The sequence below is a fragment of the Sphingomonas sp. 37zxx genome (assembly GCF_000786205.1).
Classification (GTDB): domain Bacteria; phylum Pseudomonadota; class Alphaproteobacteria; order Sphingomonadales; family Sphingomonadaceae; genus Sphingomonas.
In genome coordinates this window covers 32552-50985 of sequence record NZ_JROH01000003.1, presented here as the reverse complement: position 1 = coordinate 50985, position 18434 = coordinate 32552, and the positions used below count along the sequence as shown (strand labels likewise).

Below are 18434 nucleotides of genomic sequence, written 5' to 3'. Positions count from 1 at the left end.
CAGCATCGGGTCATTATGCTTCAAGCGATCAGGCAAGCACCCCGATCACCGACTTCACTTCCATGAATTCGGCCAAGCCGAACTTGCCATATTCGCGGCCATTGCCCGATTGCTTGTAGCCGCCGAACGCTACGCTGGGGTCGGGCTGGCCGCCATTGATGTACACCATGCCAGCGCGCAGCCGGGGCGCGACTCGCTTGACCCCCTCGCGGTCGCCGAACAGCACCGCCGACAACCCATAAGGCGTATCGTTGGCGATGCGGATCGCTTCCTCCTCGCTGGCATAGGGGATGATCGTCACCACCGGGCCAAAGATTTCCTCGCGCGCGATCGTCATGTCGTTGGTGACGCCCGAGAACAGCGTGGGCCGGACGAAATAGCCGGCATCGACGCCTTCGGGCCTGCCGGGGCCGCCCGCTTCGAGCGTCGCGCCCTCGGCGATCGCGGTTTCGATCAAGCCCTGCACCTTGTCGAACTGCGCCTTGTTCACCAGCGGGCCGATATGGCGGCCTTCGGTCATCGGGTCGCCGGTCTGCGTCGCGGTCATCATCTGCTTGGCGATGGCGACCGCTTCGGCCTGGCGGGCGGCGGGGACCAGCAGGCGGGTGGGGGCGATGCAGCTTTGCCCGGAATTGAGCAGCACGCTCATCAGCGTCCCCGGCACCGCCTTGGCCATGTCGGCGCTGTCGAGCACCACCGATGGGGCCTTGCCGCCCAGTTCCTGATGCACCCGCTTGACGGTGTCGGCGGCGCTCTTGGCGACCATGATCCCCGCGCGCGTCGACCCGGTGAAACTGACCATGTCGATCCCCGGATGCGCCGACAGCGCCGCACCGACGCCCGCGCCATCGCCATTGATCAGGTTGAACACGCCCGGCGGCACCCCGGCGGCTTCGAGCACTTCGGCGAAGATCGCGGCGCATGCCGGCGCTTCTTCCGATGGCTTGAGGATCATCGTATTGCCTGCCGCGAGCGCGGGCGCGACCTTGGCGACGATCTGGTTCAGCGGCCAGTTCCACGGGGTGATCAGCGCGACGACGCCGATCGGCTCATGCACGACGATGCTGGTGTTGATCGTTTCTTCAAAGGCGAAATCGCCAAGCGCCTTGATCGCGGCGGCAAGATGGCCGACCCCCGACCCGACCTGCGCGGTCTTCGCAACCGAAATCGGGCAGCCCATTTCGAGCGCGATCGCCTGGGCAAGGTCACCCGCGCGGTGCTTGTATTCGGCCATGATCGCTTCGAGCAGCGCGATCCGCTCGTCGACACTGGTCTGGCTGAAGCTGTCGAACGCGCGGCGCGCGGCGGCTACCGCCGTATCGACATCAGCCGGGGTGCCCAGCGTGATGTGGGTGCAGGACTGTTCGGTTGCGGGGTTGATCACCGCGTGGCGGGTGCCGCCCTGGCTGTCGACCCATTTGCCGTCGATATAATGCTGCAGATAATCGGCCATTTCGCGGTCCTTTTTGAAGGTCGGGTACGCGATCAAGGATGGGGGTGGCGGCGAAGCGTTGCAACCCGAAACCTATGGCCGGTGTTTGGCGGTAGACAAAAGGAGCGCATTGCCGTTGTCAGGCATGGCATCATCCAAACAGCCAGGAGCCAGGATCATATGGACGGACATATCGCAGGCGGCGCAGCGTGAGCGCGGCATGGGTACAGCGGCTGGCGGCGACCGGCGGTGCCGATGCGTTCGAATGGGCCGAGGTCGACCTGCCGCCGCCGGGCGCGGGCGAGGTGCGGCTGCGCGCGACGGCGATCGGGCTGAACTATATCGACACCTATCACCGCAGCGGGCTGTATCCGGTGGCGTTTCCGGCGGTGCTGGGGGCCGAGGGAGCCGGTGTGGTTGAGGCGCTGGGCGAGGGCGTCGAAGGCTTTGCGATCGGTGACCGGGTCGGCACCTTCGGCCCTTCGCGCGGGGCCTATGCCACCGCACGCAATGTTGCGGTCGATCAACTGGTGCGCCTGCCCGATGACGTCGCCGATGCCGATGCGGCGGCGCTGATGCTGAAAGGGGCAACCGCCTGGTTCCTGATCGAGCCATGCGCGCGGGTGCAGGCGGGGCAAACGGTGCTGGTCCATGCCGCCGCCGGCGGGGTGGGGCTGTTGCTGGTCGGCTGGCTCAAGGCGATCGGCGCAAGCGTGATCGGTGTGGTGGGTAGCGAGGCCAAGGCGGACCAGGCGCGCCAGGCGGGGGCGGATCACGTCATTCTCCACCGATCGGATGACATTGCCGCGCGGGTGCGCGCCATCACCGATGGCGCTGGCGTACCGGTGGTGTTCGATGGCGTCGGCAAGGCGACATGGGGCGCATCACTCGACAGCGCGGCGCGGCGCGGGCTGATCGTCAGCTATGGCAATGCCAGCGGGCCGGTCGAGGGTGTCAATCTGGGGGTGCTGGCGGCGAAGGGATCGTTGTTCGTCACTCGCCCGACCTTGTTCGATTATGCCACGACGCAAGCCGCGCGGCAGCAGGCGGCCGACCGGGTGTTCGCGATGCTGCGCGACGGCGCGATCGCGGCGCATATCGGCCAGACCTTCGCGCTGGCCGAGGTGGCGAAGGCGCATCGCGCGATCGAGGCGGGGGAGACGACGGGGAGCACGGTGTTGTTGCCTTGAGTCAGCGACACCCCCGTTCTTCCTGAGTAGCCGCTGAGTAGCTGCGCAGCAGCGTATCGAAGCGGCGTATCGAAGGACCGTTGTCGGGCAGGTGCTTCGATACGCGCCCTCGATACGCCCTGCGGGCTACTCGGTCGCTACTCAGCACGAACGGAGTGGGTGGGGGCGGTCAGCGCTTCTCCCCCGCCAACCGCGTCAAAAACGCCGCATTGCGTAGCGCTTGGCGCGGCAGGCTGTCGAGGTCGAGCCATTCGCCCTCAGCATGCGCCGCGCCGCCCACCGCGCCCAGCCCGGCCAGCGTCGGCACGTTGGCGGCGACCCAGCCCGAATCGGCGGCACCGCGCTTGGCGGGGTCGTATTCGGGCATTTCGGGCAGTTTCAGGTCGCGATTGACCGCGTTGAGCGTCGCCAGCAGCGCGCGGTTGCCGTCGCTCGGGGCCATTGGCGGCATCCCGTCGAAGAAGGTCAGCGTCGCGCCGGTCTGCGGCAGGTGCGCCGCGACGATCGCCGCCATCTTGGCGCGCACCGACTGGTCCTGGCTCGGCGTCAACGTGCGAAGATCGCCGCGCGCGATCGCGGTTTCGGCGACGATGTTGGTCTTGCCGCTGCCCGTCGCGGTGACCCCGGCGGCGTCGATCGCGGCCGGCGTGCCGCCCGCCAGCACGCCGACATTATAGGTGAGGTTGGGCTCGGGCAGCTCGCGGCGAAAGCCGTCGAGGATGCGCGCCATTTCATAGATCGCGCCATAGCCCAGTGCCTTGCCGAACACCCCGCTCGAATGGCCGGTCTTGCCGCTGGTGCGCAATTCCCAACTGGTCGAGCTGCGCCGCGCGACGGTGCCATATTCGGTGCCGCCCTCGACCGCGAGGCCTTCATATTCGAGCGCGACGTCGCTTGCCTTGCCCGCCGCGATCAGCGCCTCGCGCGCCTGGATCGCGGGACGCCCGGTGCGTTCCTCGTCGCCGGTGAGCACCACGGTGATGTCGGCGTTTTTGAGCGTGCCCGCCGCCTGCATCGCGCGCAGCGCCGCGACGATCACGACCATTCCGCCCTTGTCGTCGCCCACGCCGGGGCCGACCGCGCGGCGGCCCTCGACCTTATACGCCTGGAACGGCGAGGTCGGTTCGAACACCGTGTCGAGATGGCCGATCATCAGGATGCGCTTGCCACGGCCATTGCCCTTGTGTGTGGCGACCAGATGCCCCGCGCGTTCGACCGCCGATTGATCGACCCAATCGACTGTGAAGCCCAGCGGCTCGAACTCGGCGCGCATCATGTCGCCGACCGCCTTCACCCCGGCGAGGTTGAGCGTGCCTGAATTCTGCTCGACCAGCTTCTGGAGCAGCGCTTCGTGGCGCGCGGTTTCGGCGGCGACGGTCTGGCGCATCGCAGCGACCTGCGGCGCTGTTTGCGCGGCGGCGGGGGTGGCGATGAGCAGGGCGAGCGCGGTGAGGGCGGGGCGGGTCATGGGGCGAGCCTAATTGCTGCGATGGGCGGGGGATACCCCGGACGGGGCAGCGGGCGGTACGAAACCAAAAAGGGCGGCAGGATCGCTCCCGCCGCCCTTTTCATCACCTCGTCACGGCAACGCCGCGCTCAGCTGCTGTAGTACATGTCGTATTCGACCGGGCTCGGGGTCATTTCCCAGCGCGCCACGTCCTCATACTTCAGCTCGATATAGCTCTCGATCTGATCCTTGCTGAACACGTCGCCCTTCAGCAGGAAGTCGTGATCGGCGGTCAGGCACTCGAGTGCCTCGCGCAATGACGCGCAGACGGTGGGGACTTCGGCCAGTTCGGCGGGCGGCAGGTCGTACAGATTCTTGTCCATCGCTTCGCCCGGATGGATCTTGTTCTGGATGCCGTCGAGGCCAGCCATCATCAGCGCCGCATAAGCGAGATAGGGGTTGGCCAGCGCATCGGGGAAGCGAACCTCGACGCGCTTCGACTTCGGCCCGGTGCCATAAGGAATGCGGCACGACGCCGAACGGTTGCGCGCCGAATAGGCGAGCAGCACCGGCGCTTCATAGCCCGGCACCAGCCGCTTGTAGCTGTTGGTCGACGGGTTGGTGAAGGCGTTGACCGCCTTGGCATGCTTGATGATGCCGCCGATGAAATACAGGCACATTTCGGACAGGCCGGCATAGCCATTGCCAGCGAACAACGGCTCCTTGCCGTTCCAGATCGAGAAATGCGTATGCATCCCCGAACCATTATCTTCCTTGATCGGCTTGGGCATGAACGTCGCCGACTTGCCATAGGCATGCGCGACCTGATGCACGACGTACTTATAGATCTGCATCCGGTCGGCGGTCTGCGTCAGCGTGCCGAAGGTGAGGCCAAGCTCGTGCTGTGCGGCGGCGACTTCATGGTGATGCTTGTCGCAGGGCAGGCCCATCTCAATCATCGTCGAGACCATCTCGCCGCGAATGTCGACGGCGCTGTCGACCGGTGCGACGGGGAAATAGCCGCCCTTGGCGCGCGGCCGGTGGCCCATATTGCCGGCTTCATAGACGCGGCCGGTGTTGGTCGGCAGTTCGATGTCGTCGATCTGATAATAGCTGGTGTTATAGCTATTTTCGAACCGGACATCGTCGAACATGAAGAATTCGGCTTCGGGGCCGACATAGACGGTGTCGCCGATCCCGGTGTTCTTGAGATACGCCTCGGCGCGCTTGGCGGTCGAGCGCGGATCGCGGGCATATAGCTCGCCGGTCGATGGCTCGACCACGTCGCAGAAGATGATCAGCATCGGCGTTGCCGAGAAAGGATCGGTATAGACCGCATCCAGATCGGGCATGAGCGTCATGTCGCTCTCGTTGATCGCCTTCCAGCCGGCGATCGAGGAGCCGTCGAACATCAGGCCGTCGGTCAACTCGTCTTCGCCCAGCAGGCCGGCGACCATCGTCAGATGCTGCCACTTGCCCTTGGGGTCCGTGAAGCGAAGATCGACCCACTCGATCTCTTCTTCCTTCATTCGCTTCAGAATTGCGCCGGCGTCGGTGGCCATCGTGTCAGTCCCTTTCGGTTCGTTCGGTTCGCAAAGTTGCACGCACGAGTCGCGCAAGGATGTTTCGCGTCGCCATCCTTTTCACAGGATGTTGCGCCGCGTCAAATGCCGTCAGCTTAGATCGCGTCTTCGTTGCGTTCGCCGGTGCGAATCCGCAGCGCGGTTTCGACATGGCTGACGAAAATCTTGCCATCGCCGATTCGCCCGGTCTGCGCCGCGGTGGCGATCGCTTCGACCACGCGCTCGGCCAGCGAATCCTCGATCACCACCTCAAGCTTCACCTTGGGCAGGAAATCGACGACATATTCGGCGCCGCGATACAGTTCGGTATGGCCCTTTTGCCGGCCAAAGCCCTTTGCCTCGGTCACGGTGATGCCCGACACGCCGACATCGTGCAGCGCCTCCTTCACCTCATCCAGCTTGAACGGCTTGATGATGGCTTCGATCTTTTTCACGCTTTCCCCCAAATCGTCGCCGATGCGGCTTCAAAAATCGTGCCAATGTCGGCGGAGGCGATTTTCGCTCGCGAACCGCCGAAGTGCAAGGTTAATCGGGTGCCAAAAAACCGGGCAGACAGCGCTGGCTGCCCGTTTGGCGGGCATGGCGGCGGGGTAGGCCGGGCAGGGTAGCGCCGGCCGGGTCAGGCGTAGGGCGGCTGGTGCATCCCCGCCGGGCTGAGCGTGAAGATCTCACACCCGGTTTCGGTGATCGCGATCGTATGTTCGAACTGCGCCGACAGGCTGCGGTCGCGAGTCACCGCCGTCCAGCCATCGTCGAGCAATTTCACATCGGCGCGCCCGACATTGATCATCGGTTCGATCGTGAAGATCATGCCGGGGCGCAATTCGGGGCCGGTGCCGGGGCGACCGACATGGACGACTTCGGGGGCGTCGTGGAACAGCCGCCCGACGCCGTGGCCGCAAAAATCGCGCACCACGCCATAGCGATGCTGTTCGGCATGGCGCTGGATCGCATGCGCGACGTCGCCCATGTGATTGCCCGGCACCGCCTGTTCGATGCCCAGCATCAGGCATTCATAGGTGACATCGACCAGCCGCCGCGCCTTTAGCGGGACATCGCCGATCAGGTACATCCGGCTCGAATCGCCATGCCAGCCGTTCAGCAACGGGGTGACGTCGACATTGACGATGTCGCCGTCCTTCAGCGTCCGCTCCGACGGGATGCCGTGGCACACGACATGGTTGATCGAGATGCAGCTGCTGTGGGTGTAGCCGCGATAGCCAAGCGTCGCGGGCACCGCGCCCGCCGCCAGCATCTGGACGCGAATCGCATCGTCGATGTCGCGGGTCAGCGCGCCCGGCACCATCAGCGGCGTGATGGTATCGAGGATTTCGGCGGCCAGCCGCCCGGCGGGGCGCATCCCTTCGAACGCATCGGGGCCGTACAGGTGGATCGCGCCATCGCGCGATAGCGGCGCATCGGGCGCGACGGTTACATATTCGGTCATCGCCCACCCATAACGCCCAAAGCCCGACTTTGCGAGGGGAGGCGGCTGGTCTATGCGCTTGGGGTATGAACGAACGCATCTGGACCGCAGGGCTGGTAGTGATCGGCGACGAGATTCTCTCGGGCCGGACACAGGACAAGAATGTCGCGCAACTGGCGAGCTGGCTGAATGTGCAGGGCATCCGCCTGGCCGAGGTGCGCGTCGTCGGCGATACGATGGCGGCGATCGGCGAGGCGGTCGACGCGCTTCGCAGCCGCTGCGATTATTGCTTCACCACCGGCGGCATCGGCCCGACGCATGACGACATCACCGTCGATGCCATCGCGCAGGCGCTGGGCGTGCCGGTGATCGTCCATCCCGAGGCGCGCGCGATGCTGGAGCAGCATTATGCCGCGCGCGGCGGCATCACCGATGCGCGGCTGCGGATGGCGCGGGTGCCGCAAGGGGCCGAGCTGATCGCCAATGCGATGTCGGGCGCGCCGGGCATCCGCCACGGCAATTTGTTCATCCTGGCCGGCGTGCCGCATATCGCGGCGGGAATGCTCGATGCGCTGACCGGCACGCTCGAGGGCGGGCGTCCGGTGGTCAGCGGCACCATCGGCTGCTGGGTCGCCGAAAGCGAAGTCGCCGAGCTGCTCCGCTCGGTCGAGGCGGCGCATGACGGCGTGGCGATCGGCAGCTACCCCTTCTTTCGCGAGGGCAAGGTCGGCGCGAACTTCGTCGTGCGCGCGACCGATGCGATGGTCGTCGATACGTGCATCGCCGATCTGACCGCGCGGATCGAGGCCGAGGGCCGAGCGATCACCGCCGGCGGAATCTGAAGAACTTCCCCCAGGGCGGGGGCGACATTGCCGGCGAATTGCCCTAGGGAGCCGCTGTTCGATGCTGGCGCTGATCGATCCTCGATGCGCGATCTGGACCCAATGGAGTGATTTGCCCCTTATGAGTGCGTACAAAGCCCCCGATTTCCAAGAGCGCCAGGCCCTGTCGAAGCAGGCAAAGGAAAAGGCGCTAGAAAAGCTGCGCGCCAAGCCGCCGATGGATCCGGCCGTGGTTGCCGAGCGCCTCGCCGCCGCCGAACGCCGCGAAGCCGCCGCCGCCGAGCGCCAGCGTGAGAAAATCGCCGCCAAGGAAGCCGCCGAAGCCGAAAAGCTCACCAAGGCCGCCGAAGCCGAGGCCGCGATCCTGCAAGCCGCCAAGGATGCCGAACAGGCCGAGATCGACAAAAAGGCCGCGCGCGACGCCCGCTATGCGGCGCGCAAGCAGCGGAAGTAAGGCTTTAGGTTCGACCAGCAATCCTCCCATCGTCATTCCCGCGAAGGCGGGAATCCATAGCCACCGCACTGGAATATGGATTCCCGCCTTCGCGGGAATGACGATGGAGGTGCCCGAACATTACGGGATCATTCTTTAGCTTTGCTGACAGCCGCGACCCTGATCAGAAGGTCAGGACCGGCTTCACCACGCGCCCGCTTTCCGAATCGGCGATCGCCTCGACGATCTGGTCGAAGGGGTAGCATTGCACCAGCCGGTCGATCGGCAACGCCCCGGTTTCGACCATCTGGGCCAGCCGCGGCACGAATTTCTTGGGCTCGACGCTGCCTTCGATCACGCCGATGATCCGCCGGCCCGCGCTCATCAGGAATGCGGGGCCGATCGCGATCGATTCGACCGGCGGATAGGCCCCCACCAGCGCCAGCGTGCCGCGAATCGCCAGTTTCTGGGCGGCGGTCGCTGCCAGATCGATGACGCCGGTGGTGTCGATGATATGGTCGAAATCGCCGGGCAGATCGCCGACATTGGCGCTGGTGCAGGTTGCGCCGACCGATTTGGCGAGCTGCTGCCGCGTATCGTGCCGGTCGATCACCGCGATCAGGCCCGCCTGCGCGATCCTGGCCGCCATCACCGCTGCCAGCCCGACGCCGCCCGCCCCCAGGATCGCGATCCGCTCGCCGCGCCGAACTTTCAGCGCCTCGAGCACCGTGCCCACCCCGGTCTGGATACCGCAGCCAAGCGGCGCGAGCAGGTGGAACGGCACGTCCGCCTCCACCCGGATGACATTGTCGGCATAGGCCAGGACATGGCTGGCAAAGCACGACTGGCCAAAGACATTGCCCGAAACGCCCTGTTGATCGTCGAACAATTTGTGGCTGCCATCGGTTCGCCGCCCGTCGAAATTGAGCGGCACGAATTGATGGCAATAGGCGGGCGCATGATCGGTGCAGGAGGGACAGGTGCCGCAACTGCGAAAGCTCAGCACGACGCGGTCGCCGGGGAACAGCCCATGAACCTCCGCGCCGACCTGTTCGACGATGCCGGCGCCTTCATGCCCCAGCACGGCGGGGAAGGTGAGTGGCAAATGGCCGTCGCGCAGCACCATGTCGGTATGGCAGATGCCGGCGGCGTGGATTCGAACCAGCACTTCGTCGGGGCGCGGCGCATCGATCCGCAATTGCCGGATCGCCGGTGTCATGCCCGGCGCATCCACCACGGCGGCCTGAATCTTCATGCGCTACGCCCCATCGTCAGAAGTTGAAGCCGAACCGGACGAACCATTCGGCCGGTCGGTTATACGTGCCGAAAAATGTGCCGACCGCTACGTTGGAATTGCCCGTAGTCAGATAGCGGCTGCCAAGGATGTTGGTGCCGCCCGCACCGATCGAATAGCGGCCATCGGGCTCGACCCAGGTGATGTTGGCGTTCACCAGATCATAGGCGTCGCGGCGAAGCGCGAAGGTGCGCTGGGCGTTGTTCCACGCATCGCTCGAATGGCTCCAATCCGCCGCCAGCGTCAGCGTCGACCCGCCGGGCAAGGCAGTCACATATTGCGGCGCGATGCTGGTTTTCCAGTTGGGCGATTTGGGCAGGGTCGCGCCGATCTCGGTCCCCGCCTGGAAAGCATCGGGGGCGCTGACCGCGAGCACGCCGGGCAGGACATCGGTATATTCGGTGTGCAGATAGCCGACCGATGCGTTCAGCGTCAGGCCGCGCGCGGCCGACAGTACCGCCTCGATCTCGAACCCCTGGATTCGCGCGTCACCGGCATTGCGGATGGTGGGCGAGGTGCCTTCCTGGAAATTGAGCTGGATGCCCTCGTAGTCGGTCGAAAAGGCTGCCGCGTTGATCTGTAGCCGGCGATCGAACATCTGTGATTTGATGCCGATTTCCCAGGTGGTGACCAGCTCCTCGCCAAAGGGATCGACTTCGGTTTGCGGGTTGGTCAGCCGCGTGGTCCAGCCGCCGGTTTTATACCCTTGTGACCATGACCCGTACAGCATCACCCGTTCGGCCGGGTGGATCTGAACGCTGACCTTTGGCGCGAAATTGTCGAATTTCTGTTCGCGCAGGCCCGGCGGATAGACTCGTACCGGATTGGTCGGATCGGGATAGGACAATCCGACCGCGCACGGGATCGGGGCGAGCGGGAAGGCACCGCCGGGCGTCACATTGCCATTGGCATCCGAACAGCCGAACAGCTTGTAGTTGAACCCGTTCAGCTCCTGCTGAAACCCTTCAAACTGTTTGGTTTCGCTGGTGTAGCGCCCGCCCAGCGTAACACCGATCAAATCGATCGGCCGCCAATCGACCTGGCCGAAAAATGCATAATTCTTGGTATCGAAGACATTGTCGCCATCGACCTGCACCAGCCCTTCGGCAAAGGTGACGAAGTCGCGCTGATTGCCAGATTCCTCGAAATAATAGGCTCCCAGGACATAGTTGAGCTTGCCGCCCAGCCCCTTGCCGATCAGCTGCAATTCCTGGCTGAACTGCTTCTGGTCGAGCGGGAAGGACAGATGCAGGAAGTTCAGCGGCGTGCCGTCACCGTCGATGCCTGCGCGCCAATCGAGCTTGCGATAGGCGCTGATCGAGCGCACCGCGATGTCGTTCGACAGGTCATAGTCGAGCGTCAGCGTCGCGCCCCAGTTGCGCAGCCGCGAGAAGTTCATGCCGGTGGCGTAGCTGCTGTCCTTGTCGTCGGTGACGAAGCGATTGTCCCAGGGCAGCAGATCGTTCGACGGATCGCCATCGACATTGCGGCTGCCCAGCCCCGGCAGGCGGAAACCGCCGCTGAATTGCGTGCCCCGGCCACCACACAGCGCCGCCGCCCCGCGCGCCGCAATTTCGGCAGGGGTCGCGCCGATGCAGAAATTATACAGCCCGGCAAAGCTGAACCCGGTGGTGCCGGTGGGGTCAAAGCCGGTGCCGGGCAAATTGGCAGTGCCGGCGAAATTGCCCGGCGTTTCGGGCACGCCCAGCAGCTTGTTGGCAAGGCCGGTCGAATCGCTGAAGGTGTAATCGGCCCCCAGAGTAGCGGTGAACGCCCCGCCATTGTCGTAGCGCAGCTTCATGCGGAAAACGCGGTCATTGTCGCCGCCTTCACGCTCGTTCGATGAATAGCCCGACGCCGGGAAGGCGTTCATCGCATCGGCATTGGCCGCGCGCGTGTCGGGAAAGGGGATGCGCTGCAAATAGCCGTCGCGGGTCTTCACCGCCGCGCTGACCAGCATCCCCAGGCCCGGCGCGATCGGCAGGTCCGCCGATACCCGCAGCCGTGCATAGTTAAAGCTGCCCGCGGTCAGATCGCCGACCAGCCGGAAGGTGTCGCCGGGGTTGCGAGTCACGATGCTGATGGCACCGCCGATGGTGTTGCGCCCGAACAACGTGCCCTGCGGCCCTTTTAGCACTTCGACCCGCTCGATATCGAGCAGATCCTGGTTCGCGCCGACGGTGCGTGCCAGATAGACGCCATCGATATAGATGCCGACGCCGGGATCGATGTTGAAGGCGAAATCGTCCGATCCGATGCCGCGGATAAAGGCCGACAGCACCGCGCTCGATCCCGAAAATGGCGTGCCCGCGTCGAGCGTCACGTTCGGCGTGACATTGCCAAGCTGCGCCACGGTGCTGACCGCGCGCGTCTCGAGCGCTTCGGCGGTGAAGGCCGATACCGCGATCGGCACTTCCTGCACGCTCTGGGCGCGCTTTTGTGCGGTGACGATGATGTCCTTGATCGCCGAATCGCCTTGCGGCGGCTCATCGGCGGGAGGCGGGGCCTCCTGGGCCTTGGCCTCCCGATCCTGGGCCAGCGCCGCTGTCGGCATGAGGACGAGCGAGGTCGATCCGAGTAGAAACCCTGCCAGAATGCTATGTGCCATATGCCTCCCCCTTGGTGGCCGATGCCGTTTGCGGCTATTGTCACACCGGGATACCGGCACCTGCCGCCGGGCGTCTTGCACCCCAGCGAACGGGGGACATGGATGGAAGCGAACGGCTGGCTTCGGCCTCAGCGCGCCACGCCCGCGCGCTCGCGCCAGTGCCGGGGGCTGACGCCGTGTTGCCGGCGAAAGCAGCGGCTGAAAAAGGCGGAATCATTATACCCGAGCGCAAAGGCGATTTCGGTCACCGAGGCATAGGGGCGGGCATCGAGCATCTGCGCCGCCCGCTCCAGCCGGCGCTGCGAGATAAAGGCGGTGGGCGTTGCCCCCAATTGGCGGGCAAAGCATTTCTGCACCGCGCGGGTCGACAGGCCGGTCGCCAGCGCGATCTGCGCCGTGCCAAGGCCAGGATCGTACAGATGGCGCTCGACATAATCGATGATGCCGCGCGCCTGATCGTGGCTGGTGTCGTCGTCTTCGGGTGTGCAGCGAAGCAACGCCATGCGAGTCAGCGATCCGATCACCTGATCCATGCCCTGATCGACCTGATCGAGCGTCTCGCGTTCGAGCCACAGCCCCTCGATCATCTTTTGCAGCACCGCCACCTGCGGGTCGCGCCCCGGCAGCAGATGCGCGTGAAACGGGCGGTCGGTGCCCATCGGCTGCATCAGATCGAACGGAACGCTGACGATCAGGCAGTCATTGGCGTGCGAAATGTCGATCGAATAGGGGGTGCTGCCATCGGCGACGACGATGTCGCCGCGGCTGGCGAGCGAGGTGCGGTTGCCCTGTGACAGCATCATCCGCCCCTGGCGTTGCAGGTGCAGGATCAGATGGCGATCGTCCTGCTGACGGGCATGGCGATTGACGCGCGATTGGTCGCTATGCGCGCGTGCCATCGCCAGCCGCCCCAATTCCCAGCGGGCAAGGTCGGCACGAATGCCGACCTTGGGCTCCACCGTCATGCCGGGAAAGGTCTCTGCCACCAGGTCGCGCCAGAACAGATAGCGCCGTTCCGCCGGGACGGTGCGGGTGCTGAAATGCTCCAGCACGGCTTTAAGCCATTGCTTCAAGCGGTACTGCATTGATGATGTGCGCCTGGGTATATTCGTCCAGCCCGGCCTGGCCCAGTTCGCCGCCGAACCCCGACTGTTTCGATCCCCGGAAGGGGATGTTGGCATCGATCGCCAGATACTGGTTCACCCACACGGTGCCGGTGTCGATCTTCATCGCCACCGCGGTCGCCCGTTCGACGTCGCGGCCCCACACCGTGCCGCCCAGGCCATAGTCGCTGTCATTGGCGCGTGCGATCACATCGTCGATGTCGGTATATTTCAGCACCGGCAGCACCGGGCCGAATTGTTCCTCGCGCACCAGCGGCGCATCGTCGGGCAAGTCGCGCACGATGGTGGGCGGGATGAAATAGCCCGGCCGATCGAGCGCCTCACCGCCGGCGATCACCGTGCCGCGTTCGCGCGCATCGGCCAGCAGCGCCTTCACCTTGTCATATTGCGCCTTGTTCTGGATCGGGCCGATCGTCGCGCCCTGTTTCGATCCGTCATCGACCACCGCCGCCTTGGCCAGCCGCGCCAGCTCGTCGCAGAAATCGTCGTACATCGGGGCGGGGACATAAGCGCGCTTGATCGCCACGCAGATCTGCCCGGCATTGGCCATCGCCCCGCCATAGACCTTGGCCGCGACCTGGCGCACATCGACATCGTCGAGCACGATCGCGGCATCGTTGCCGCCCAGCTCCAGCGTCACGCGCTTCACATCGGCGGCGGCGCTTGCCATCACCCGCTTGCCCGTGGCGGTCGATCCGGTGAAGGCGATCTTGGCGACATCGGGATGCTGCGTCAGATACGCACCCAGATCATTCTGATCGCAAATGACGTTGACGACGCCCGGCGGCAGGATTTCGGCGCAAAGTTCGCCCAGCAGCAGGGTGGTGAGCGGCGTGGTGGGGGCCGGTTTGATCACCATGGTGTTGCCGGTCACCAGCGCCGGCCCCAGCTTGTTGATCACCAGGATGACGGGGAAGTTCCACGGTGTGATCGCCGCGACGACGCCCAGCGGGGTGCGATGTTCGATCACCCGGTTATGCCCATCGTCCTTGAGCAATTTCTGCTCGGGCCGCATCTGGGCGAAGGCCTTCAGCGTGAACACGCTTCCCATGATTTCATATTGCGCCTGATCGACCGGCTTGCCCTGTTCGGCGGTCAACAGGCTGGCGAATTCGCCGATCCGGCTTTGCAGCGCATCGGCGAGCAAATCGACCAGCGCGGCGCGGGTTTCGATCGGGGTAGCTGCCCAGGCGGGGAAGGCCGATTTGGCGGCGGCGACCGCGCGATCGACGATCGCTTCATCGGCCTTGGGGCATTGCGCCACCGGCAGTTCGGTGGCCGGGTTGATCACATCGAACTGGCCGATGCCCGATTCGGGTTTCCCGTCGATGGTCATGAAAAAGCTGCGGTCCATTGGGTCGCTCTCCTGATCAATCGCTGTTGACCGCGCCTGACAAAGGCGGGTTCAGCCTGGCGTTGGTTTATGTCGCGGGGTTATGCGATTCGTCGTCGCTCCGTCTCTCGATCTAGGTAGGAGTGTATCTGTGGGATACAATATGGACAAGAGGCAATGATCCGGCTGAAGGAAGCACCCGAACTCGAAGGATTGCTGGGCTATCAGGTGCAATTGGCGTGGCTGAAGCTCGACAACAACGCGCGCGACGTGCTGGCGCCGTTCGATATTTCACCGGCGCGGCTGACAGCATTGGTGATGGTCCGCGACAATCCGGGGTGCGGCCAGACGACCCTGGGGCGCGCGCTGTCGATCAACCGGTCGAGCGCGATGAAGCTGGTGAACGCGCTGGAGGGGCGGGGCTGGGTCGAGCGACAGGCGGGCCGCGATTTGCGGAGCAATGGCCTGTATCTCACCGCTGCCGGCGAACAGGCGATCGCCGCGATGATCGACGCGCTGCGCGAATCGGAGGACCAACTAGTCCAGCCGCTCAGCCATGACGAGTTGAACCAGCTATTGATGTTGCTCGCCAAGTTTCGTCGTGGGCCGCCGCGTCCGGCGCGGGTGGCGCGGACCGGCTAACCGCGCCCGATCCCGGTGCGCCGCAAACGCCGGATACGGTACAAACAGACCTTGTAAACTGTAGCCTAAAGATACACTACGTCGGCATAAAGGTACCGATGGAGAGATCGCATGGAACAGCCGACCGTCACCTACCGGGTCGAGGATCGTATCGCCTGGGTGAAGTTCAACCGCCCCGACAAGCGCAACGCGATGAGCCCGACGCTCAACCGGCGCATGATGGAGGTGCTCGACGAGCTGGAGTTCCGCGATGATGTCGGCGTGTTCGTCCTCTCGGGCGAAGGCACCGCCTGGTCCGCCGGCATGGACCTGAAGGAGTATTTCCGCGAGACCGAGGCGCAGGGGCTGCGCGGCACCCGCAAGGCGCAGCGCGAAAGCTATGGCTGGTTCCGGCGGCTGCGCTGGTATCAAAAGCCGACGATCGCGATGGTCAATGGCTGGTGCTTCGGCGGCGGTTTCGGCCCGCTGTTCGCGTGCGACCTGGCGATTGCGGCGGATGAGGCGAAGTTCGGCTTGTCGGAGATCAACTGGGGCATCCTGCCGGGCGGCGGGGTGACCAAGGTGGTGGTCGACCTGCTGTCGATGCGCGACGCGATGTATATGACGCTGACCGGCGGGCTGATCGAAGGGCCACAGGCCGCCGCCTGGAAGCTGGTCAACGAAAGCGTGCCGCTGGACCAGCTCGAGGATCGGGTGCGGTCGCTGGCGCAGGAATTGCTCAAGAAGAATCCGGTGGCGCTGAAGGCAGCCAAGGATGCGGTGCGCCGAGTCAAGGACATGACCTATGACGATGCCGAAGACTATCTGGTCCGCGCGCAGGAAGCCGCCAATTTCTTTGACAATAGCGGCCGCAAGGAAGGCATCCGTCAGTTCATCGACGAAAAGACCTATAAGCCGGGTCTGGGCTCTTATGACCTGTCGAAGCAGCAGCGGGACGCTTGATCGTTCAGTAATCGACGGCAGGAGATAATCTGTGACTGACATCAACCGGCTGTTGCGGCCACGATCGATAGCGATCGTCGGCGCGTCGGACAAGCCCGGCGCGCTGGGGGCAACGGTGCTCGACAATCTGGAACGCTGCGGCTTTGCCGGTGCGATTCATCTGATCAATCCAAAGCGCAGCGAGATCGGCCCGCGCCCCTGTCTGCCGTCGATCGATGCCTTGCCCGACGGGGTCGATGTGGCAGTCCTGGCGATCCCGCGCGCCGGGGTGGTGGACGCGGTGCGCCTGCTCGGCGCGCGCGGCGTGGGCGCGGCGGTGATCTTCTCCGCCGGCTTTGCCGAGGGCGGTGAGGAGGGCATGGCCGAACAGCGCGAAATCGCGCGGATCGCGGCGCAAACGGGCATGGTGGTCGAAGGGCCGAACTGCCTGGGGCTGGTCAATTACCGCGATTCGATCCCGCTGACCTTCATCGAAACCCATCCTGCGCCGCCCAGGGGCGAGGCCGGGGTGGCGGTGGTGTCGCAATCGGGGGCGATGGCGGCGGTGCTTTCGGGGACGCTGATCGGCCGGGCGGTGGATGTCACCTTTTCGATTTCGACCGGGAACGAGGCTGCGAGCGGCGTCGAGGATCATGTCGAGGCGATGCTGGCCGACGATGCTACCCGCGTCATCGCGTTGATCGTCGAACAGTTTCGCCAGCCCCGGCGTTTCCTGGCGCTGGCGGGCAATGCCCGCGCGGCGGGCAAGCATCTGGTGCTGCTCCATCCCGGCAAATCGAGCGCCGCTCGCGAAAGCGCCGCCACCCATACCGGCGCGATGGCCGGCGACTATGCGGTGATGCGCGCGCTGGTGACGCAGGCCGGCGTGGTATTCGCCGAAACGCTGGAGGAATTGGGCGATATTGCCGAGATACTGGCGCGCTGCGGGCCGCTCGCGGTCGGCGGACTGGCGGTGGTGGGGGAATCGGGGGCGCTCAAGGCGATGGCGCTCGACCAGGCCGAGGCGCTGGGGCTCGACCTGCCGGCGATGACCGATGCCGATTCCCCTGCGCTGCGGGCGGTGCTGCCGCCGTTCGTGGGGGTGAGCAACCCGGTGGACATCACCGCGCAGGCATTGGTCGAACCCGAGCTGTACGCGCGCACCATCGACGCCCTGGCCGCCGATCCGCGGATCAGCGCGGTGCTGGTGCAGATCATCCAGACCGACGAGCGCACCGTCGCGCTGAAGCTGCCCGCGATCCTGCGCGCGATCGAGGATGTCGGCGGAGCCAAGCCGGTGCTGTTCGCCGGGGTCGATGAAGAAGGGCCGATGCCGCCCGCCTTTCTCGATCGGTTGCGCGCGCTAGGCTCACCCTATTTCCCGACCGCCGAGCGGGTGCTGCGCGCAGTGGCACGGCTTGGCGACGCGGCGACAGTGCCGGCGGCGCGAGTCGATCCGCTGCCCGACCTGCCGCTGGACCTGGGCGGCGAAGCGGGGGTGGTTCCCGAATATCGCGCCAAGGCGTTGCTCGCCGATGTCGGCATCGCCTTTCCCCGCGCGCGGTTGGCGACCACGGTCGATGAAGCGGTCAGCGCGGCGGCGGCGCTTGGCTATCCGGTGGTGTTGAAGGCGCAATCGGCCGATTTGCCGCATAAAAGCGAGGCTGGCGGTGTCATCCTGGGGTTGGCCGATGCGGGCGCGGTGGCGGCTGCGTGGGATCGGATGCAGGCAAATGTCACCGCTTATGATCGCGACATCCAGCTTGCCGGCATCCTGGTCGAAGCGATGGGCAAGCGCGGCACCGAGATGATCGTCGGCGCGCGCCGCGACCCGGACTGGGGGCCGGTGGTGCTGGCAGGATTTGGCGGGGTGCAGGCCGAAATCCTCAAGGACGTCTGCCTGATCCTGCCGACAGCTTCACGCGACGCGATCGCGCGGTCGCTGCACCACCTTCGCAGCGCGCCGTTGCTGCGCGGCTGGCGCGGCGCGCCGCCGCTCGACGTCGAGGCATTGGCGCTGCTGGTCGAGCGGCTCGCGGCGGTGATGCAGTCAAACCCCGGCATTGCCGAGATCGACCTGAACCCGGTCATTCTGGGCGCAGCGGGGGAGGGCGCACTCGCGCTGGATGCGCTGATGCTGATCGAGGGGTGATCGCGCC

General features: G+C 65.3%; 15 protein-coding genes. 6 read left to right on the top strand and 9 right to left on the bottom strand.

Features of this window, described 5'->3' with window-relative positions; translation table 11 throughout:
• Positions 1-28: 28 nt before the first annotated feature.
• The gene (locus QU44_RS01600) at positions 29-1453 is read right to left on the bottom strand and encodes an aldehyde dehydrogenase family protein (RefSeq protein ID WP_033919769.1); all 1425 of its coding nucleotides are present in this window, start codon (positions 1451-1453) and stop codon (positions 29-31) included.
• A gap of 188 nt (positions 1454-1641) precedes the next feature.
• Here QU44_RS01600 and QU44_RS01595 point away from each other — a divergent pair, with 188 nt between their 5' ends.
• The gene (locus tag QU44_RS01595; protein WP_033919685.1) at positions 1642-2622 is read left to right on the top strand and encodes a quinone oxidoreductase family protein; all 981 of its coding nucleotides are present in this window, start codon (positions 1642-1644) and stop codon (positions 2620-2622) included.
• A 169-nt stretch (positions 2623-2791) separates the two neighbouring features.
• Here the strand turns inward: QU44_RS01595 and QU44_RS01590 are convergent, their stop codons facing one another.
• The 4 genes from QU44_RS01590 to map all read right to left on the bottom strand — a co-directional run bounded on the left by QU44_RS01590 (position 2792) and on the right by map (position 7099).
• A complete protein-coding gene (locus tag QU44_RS01590; RefSeq protein WP_033919684.1) occupies positions 2792-4090 on the bottom strand; it encodes a M20/M25/M40 family metallo-hydrolase in 1299 nt (432 codons plus the stop codon).
• A gap of 128 nt (positions 4091-4218) precedes the next feature.
• Positions 4219-5631 (bottom strand): type I glutamate--ammonia ligase, encoded by a 1413-nt coding sequence (gene glnA, locus QU44_RS01585; protein ID WP_033919683.1) that lies wholly within the window; start codon positions 5629-5631, stop codon positions 4219-4221.
• A gap of 116 nt (positions 5632-5747) precedes the next feature.
• Entirely contained in the window at positions 5748-6086 is a 339-nt protein-coding gene (locus tag QU44_RS01580; RefSeq protein ID WP_033919768.1) for a P-II family nitrogen regulator, read from the bottom strand.
• Between the two features lie 185 nt (positions 6087-6271).
• Positions 6272-7099 (bottom strand): type I methionyl aminopeptidase, encoded by an 828-nt coding sequence (gene map / locus QU44_RS01575; RefSeq protein WP_033919682.1) that lies wholly within the window; start codon positions 7097-7099, stop codon positions 6272-6274.
• A gap of 65 nt (positions 7100-7164) precedes the next feature.
• On the opposite strand from map, the gene QU44_RS01570 reads away from it, so the two are divergent.
• Together QU44_RS01570 and QU44_RS01565 are read left to right on the top strand one after the other, a co-directional pair.
• Positions 7165-7920 carry a competence/damage-inducible protein A gene (locus QU44_RS01570; RefSeq protein ID WP_081987802.1) on the top strand — a complete coding sequence of 252 codons (756 nt, stop codon included), beginning with the start codon at positions 7165-7167 and terminating at the stop codon, positions 7918-7920.
• A gap of 121 nt (positions 7921-8041) precedes the next feature.
• A complete protein-coding gene (locus tag QU44_RS01565) occupies positions 8042-8374 on the top strand; it encodes a DUF6481 family protein (protein WP_033919767.1) in 333 nt (110 codons plus the stop codon).
• A gap of 163 nt (positions 8375-8537) precedes the next feature.
• Here the strand turns inward: QU44_RS01565 and QU44_RS01560 are convergent, their stop codons facing one another.
• The 4 genes from QU44_RS01560 to QU44_RS01545 all read right to left on the bottom strand — a co-directional run bounded on the left by QU44_RS01560 (position 8538) and on the right by QU44_RS01545 (position 14733).
• Positions 8538-9608, bottom strand: a complete 1071-nt coding sequence (locus QU44_RS01560; RefSeq protein ID WP_033919680.1) for an NAD(P)-dependent alcohol dehydrogenase — start codon at positions 9606-9608, stop codon at positions 8538-8540.
• A 16-nt stretch (positions 9609-9624) separates the two neighbouring features.
• The gene (locus QU44_RS01555; RefSeq protein ID WP_033919679.1) at positions 9625-12255 is read right to left on the bottom strand and encodes a TonB-dependent receptor; all 2631 of its coding nucleotides are present in this window, start codon (positions 12253-12255) and stop codon (positions 9625-9627) included.
• A 128-nt stretch (positions 12256-12383) separates the two neighbouring features.
• Positions 12384-13328 (bottom strand): helix-turn-helix domain-containing protein, encoded by a 945-nt coding sequence (locus QU44_RS01550; protein ID WP_231621575.1) that lies wholly within the window; start codon positions 13326-13328, stop codon positions 12384-12386.
• Complete coding sequence (locus tag QU44_RS01545) at positions 13312-14733, bottom strand: aldehyde dehydrogenase family protein (protein WP_033919678.1); 1422 nt, start codon at positions 14731-14733, stop codon at positions 13312-13314. Before QU44_RS01545 ends, QU44_RS01550 begins: the two co-directional genes overlap by 17 nt.
• A 156-nt stretch (positions 14734-14889) precedes the next feature.
• Here QU44_RS01545 and QU44_RS01540 point away from each other — a divergent pair, with 156 nt between their 5' ends.
• The 3 genes from QU44_RS01540 (at position 14890) to QU44_RS01530 (ending at position 18427) form a co-directional block, all read left to right on the top strand.
• Positions 14890-15354, top strand: a complete 465-nt coding sequence (locus QU44_RS01540) for a MarR family winged helix-turn-helix transcriptional regulator (protein ID WP_131600780.1) — start codon at positions 14890-14892, stop codon at positions 15352-15354.
• A 111-nt stretch (positions 15355-15465) separates the two neighbouring features.
• Positions 15466-16296, top strand: a complete 831-nt coding sequence (locus QU44_RS01535) for a p-hydroxycinnamoyl CoA hydratase/lyase (RefSeq protein ID WP_033919677.1) — start codon at positions 15466-15468, stop codon at positions 16294-16296.
• Positions 16297-16327: 31 nt separating this feature from the next.
• On the top strand, positions 16328-18427 hold the full coding sequence (locus tag QU44_RS01530; protein WP_033919676.1) for an acetate--CoA ligase family protein: 2100 nt from the start codon (positions 16328-16330) through the stop codon (positions 18425-18427).
• The last annotated feature ends 7 nt before the right edge of the window (positions 18428-18434 follow it).

Excerpts from the sequence above, each read along its gene's own strand:
- QU44_RS01590 (WP_033919684.1), bottom strand. The coding sequence starts at position 4,090 with ATGACCCGCCCCGCCCTCACCGCGCTCGCCCTGCTCATCGCCACCCCC.
- QU44_RS01600 (WP_033919769.1), bottom strand. The coding sequence starts at position 1,453 with ATGGCCGATTATCTGCAGCATTATATCGACGGCAAATGGGTCGACAGC.
- QU44_RS01555 (WP_033919679.1), bottom strand. The coding sequence starts at position 12,255 with ATGGCACATAGCATTCTGGCAGGGTTTCTACTCGGATCGACCTCGCTC.
- glnA (WP_033919683.1), bottom strand. The coding sequence starts at position 5,631 with ATGGCCACCGACGCCGGCGCAATTCTGAAGCGAATGAAGGAAGAAGAG.
- QU44_RS01545 (WP_033919678.1), bottom strand. The coding sequence starts at position 14,733 with ATGGACCGCAGCTTTTTCATGACCATCGACGGGAAACCCGAATCGGGC.
- map (WP_033919682.1), bottom strand. The coding sequence starts at position 7,099 with ATGACCGAATATGTAACCGTCGCGCCCGATGCGCCGCTATCGCGCGAT.
- QU44_RS01570 (WP_081987802.1), top strand. The coding sequence starts at position 7,165 with ATGAACGAACGCATCTGGACCGCAGGGCTGGTAGTGATCGGCGACGAG.
- QU44_RS01535 (WP_033919677.1), top strand. The coding sequence starts at position 15,466 with ATGGAACAGCCGACCGTCACCTACCGGGTCGAGGATCGTATCGCCTGG.
- QU44_RS01540 (WP_131600780.1), top strand. The coding sequence starts at position 14,890 with ATGATCCGGCTGAAGGAAGCACCCGAACTCGAAGGATTGCTGGGCTAT.
- QU44_RS01560 (WP_033919680.1), bottom strand. The coding sequence starts at position 9,608 with ATGAAGATTCAGGCCGCCGTGGTGGATGCGCCGGGCATGACACCGGCG.
- QU44_RS01565 (WP_033919767.1), top strand. The coding sequence starts at position 8,042 with ATGAGTGCGTACAAAGCCCCCGATTTCCAAGAGCGCCAGGCCCTGTCG.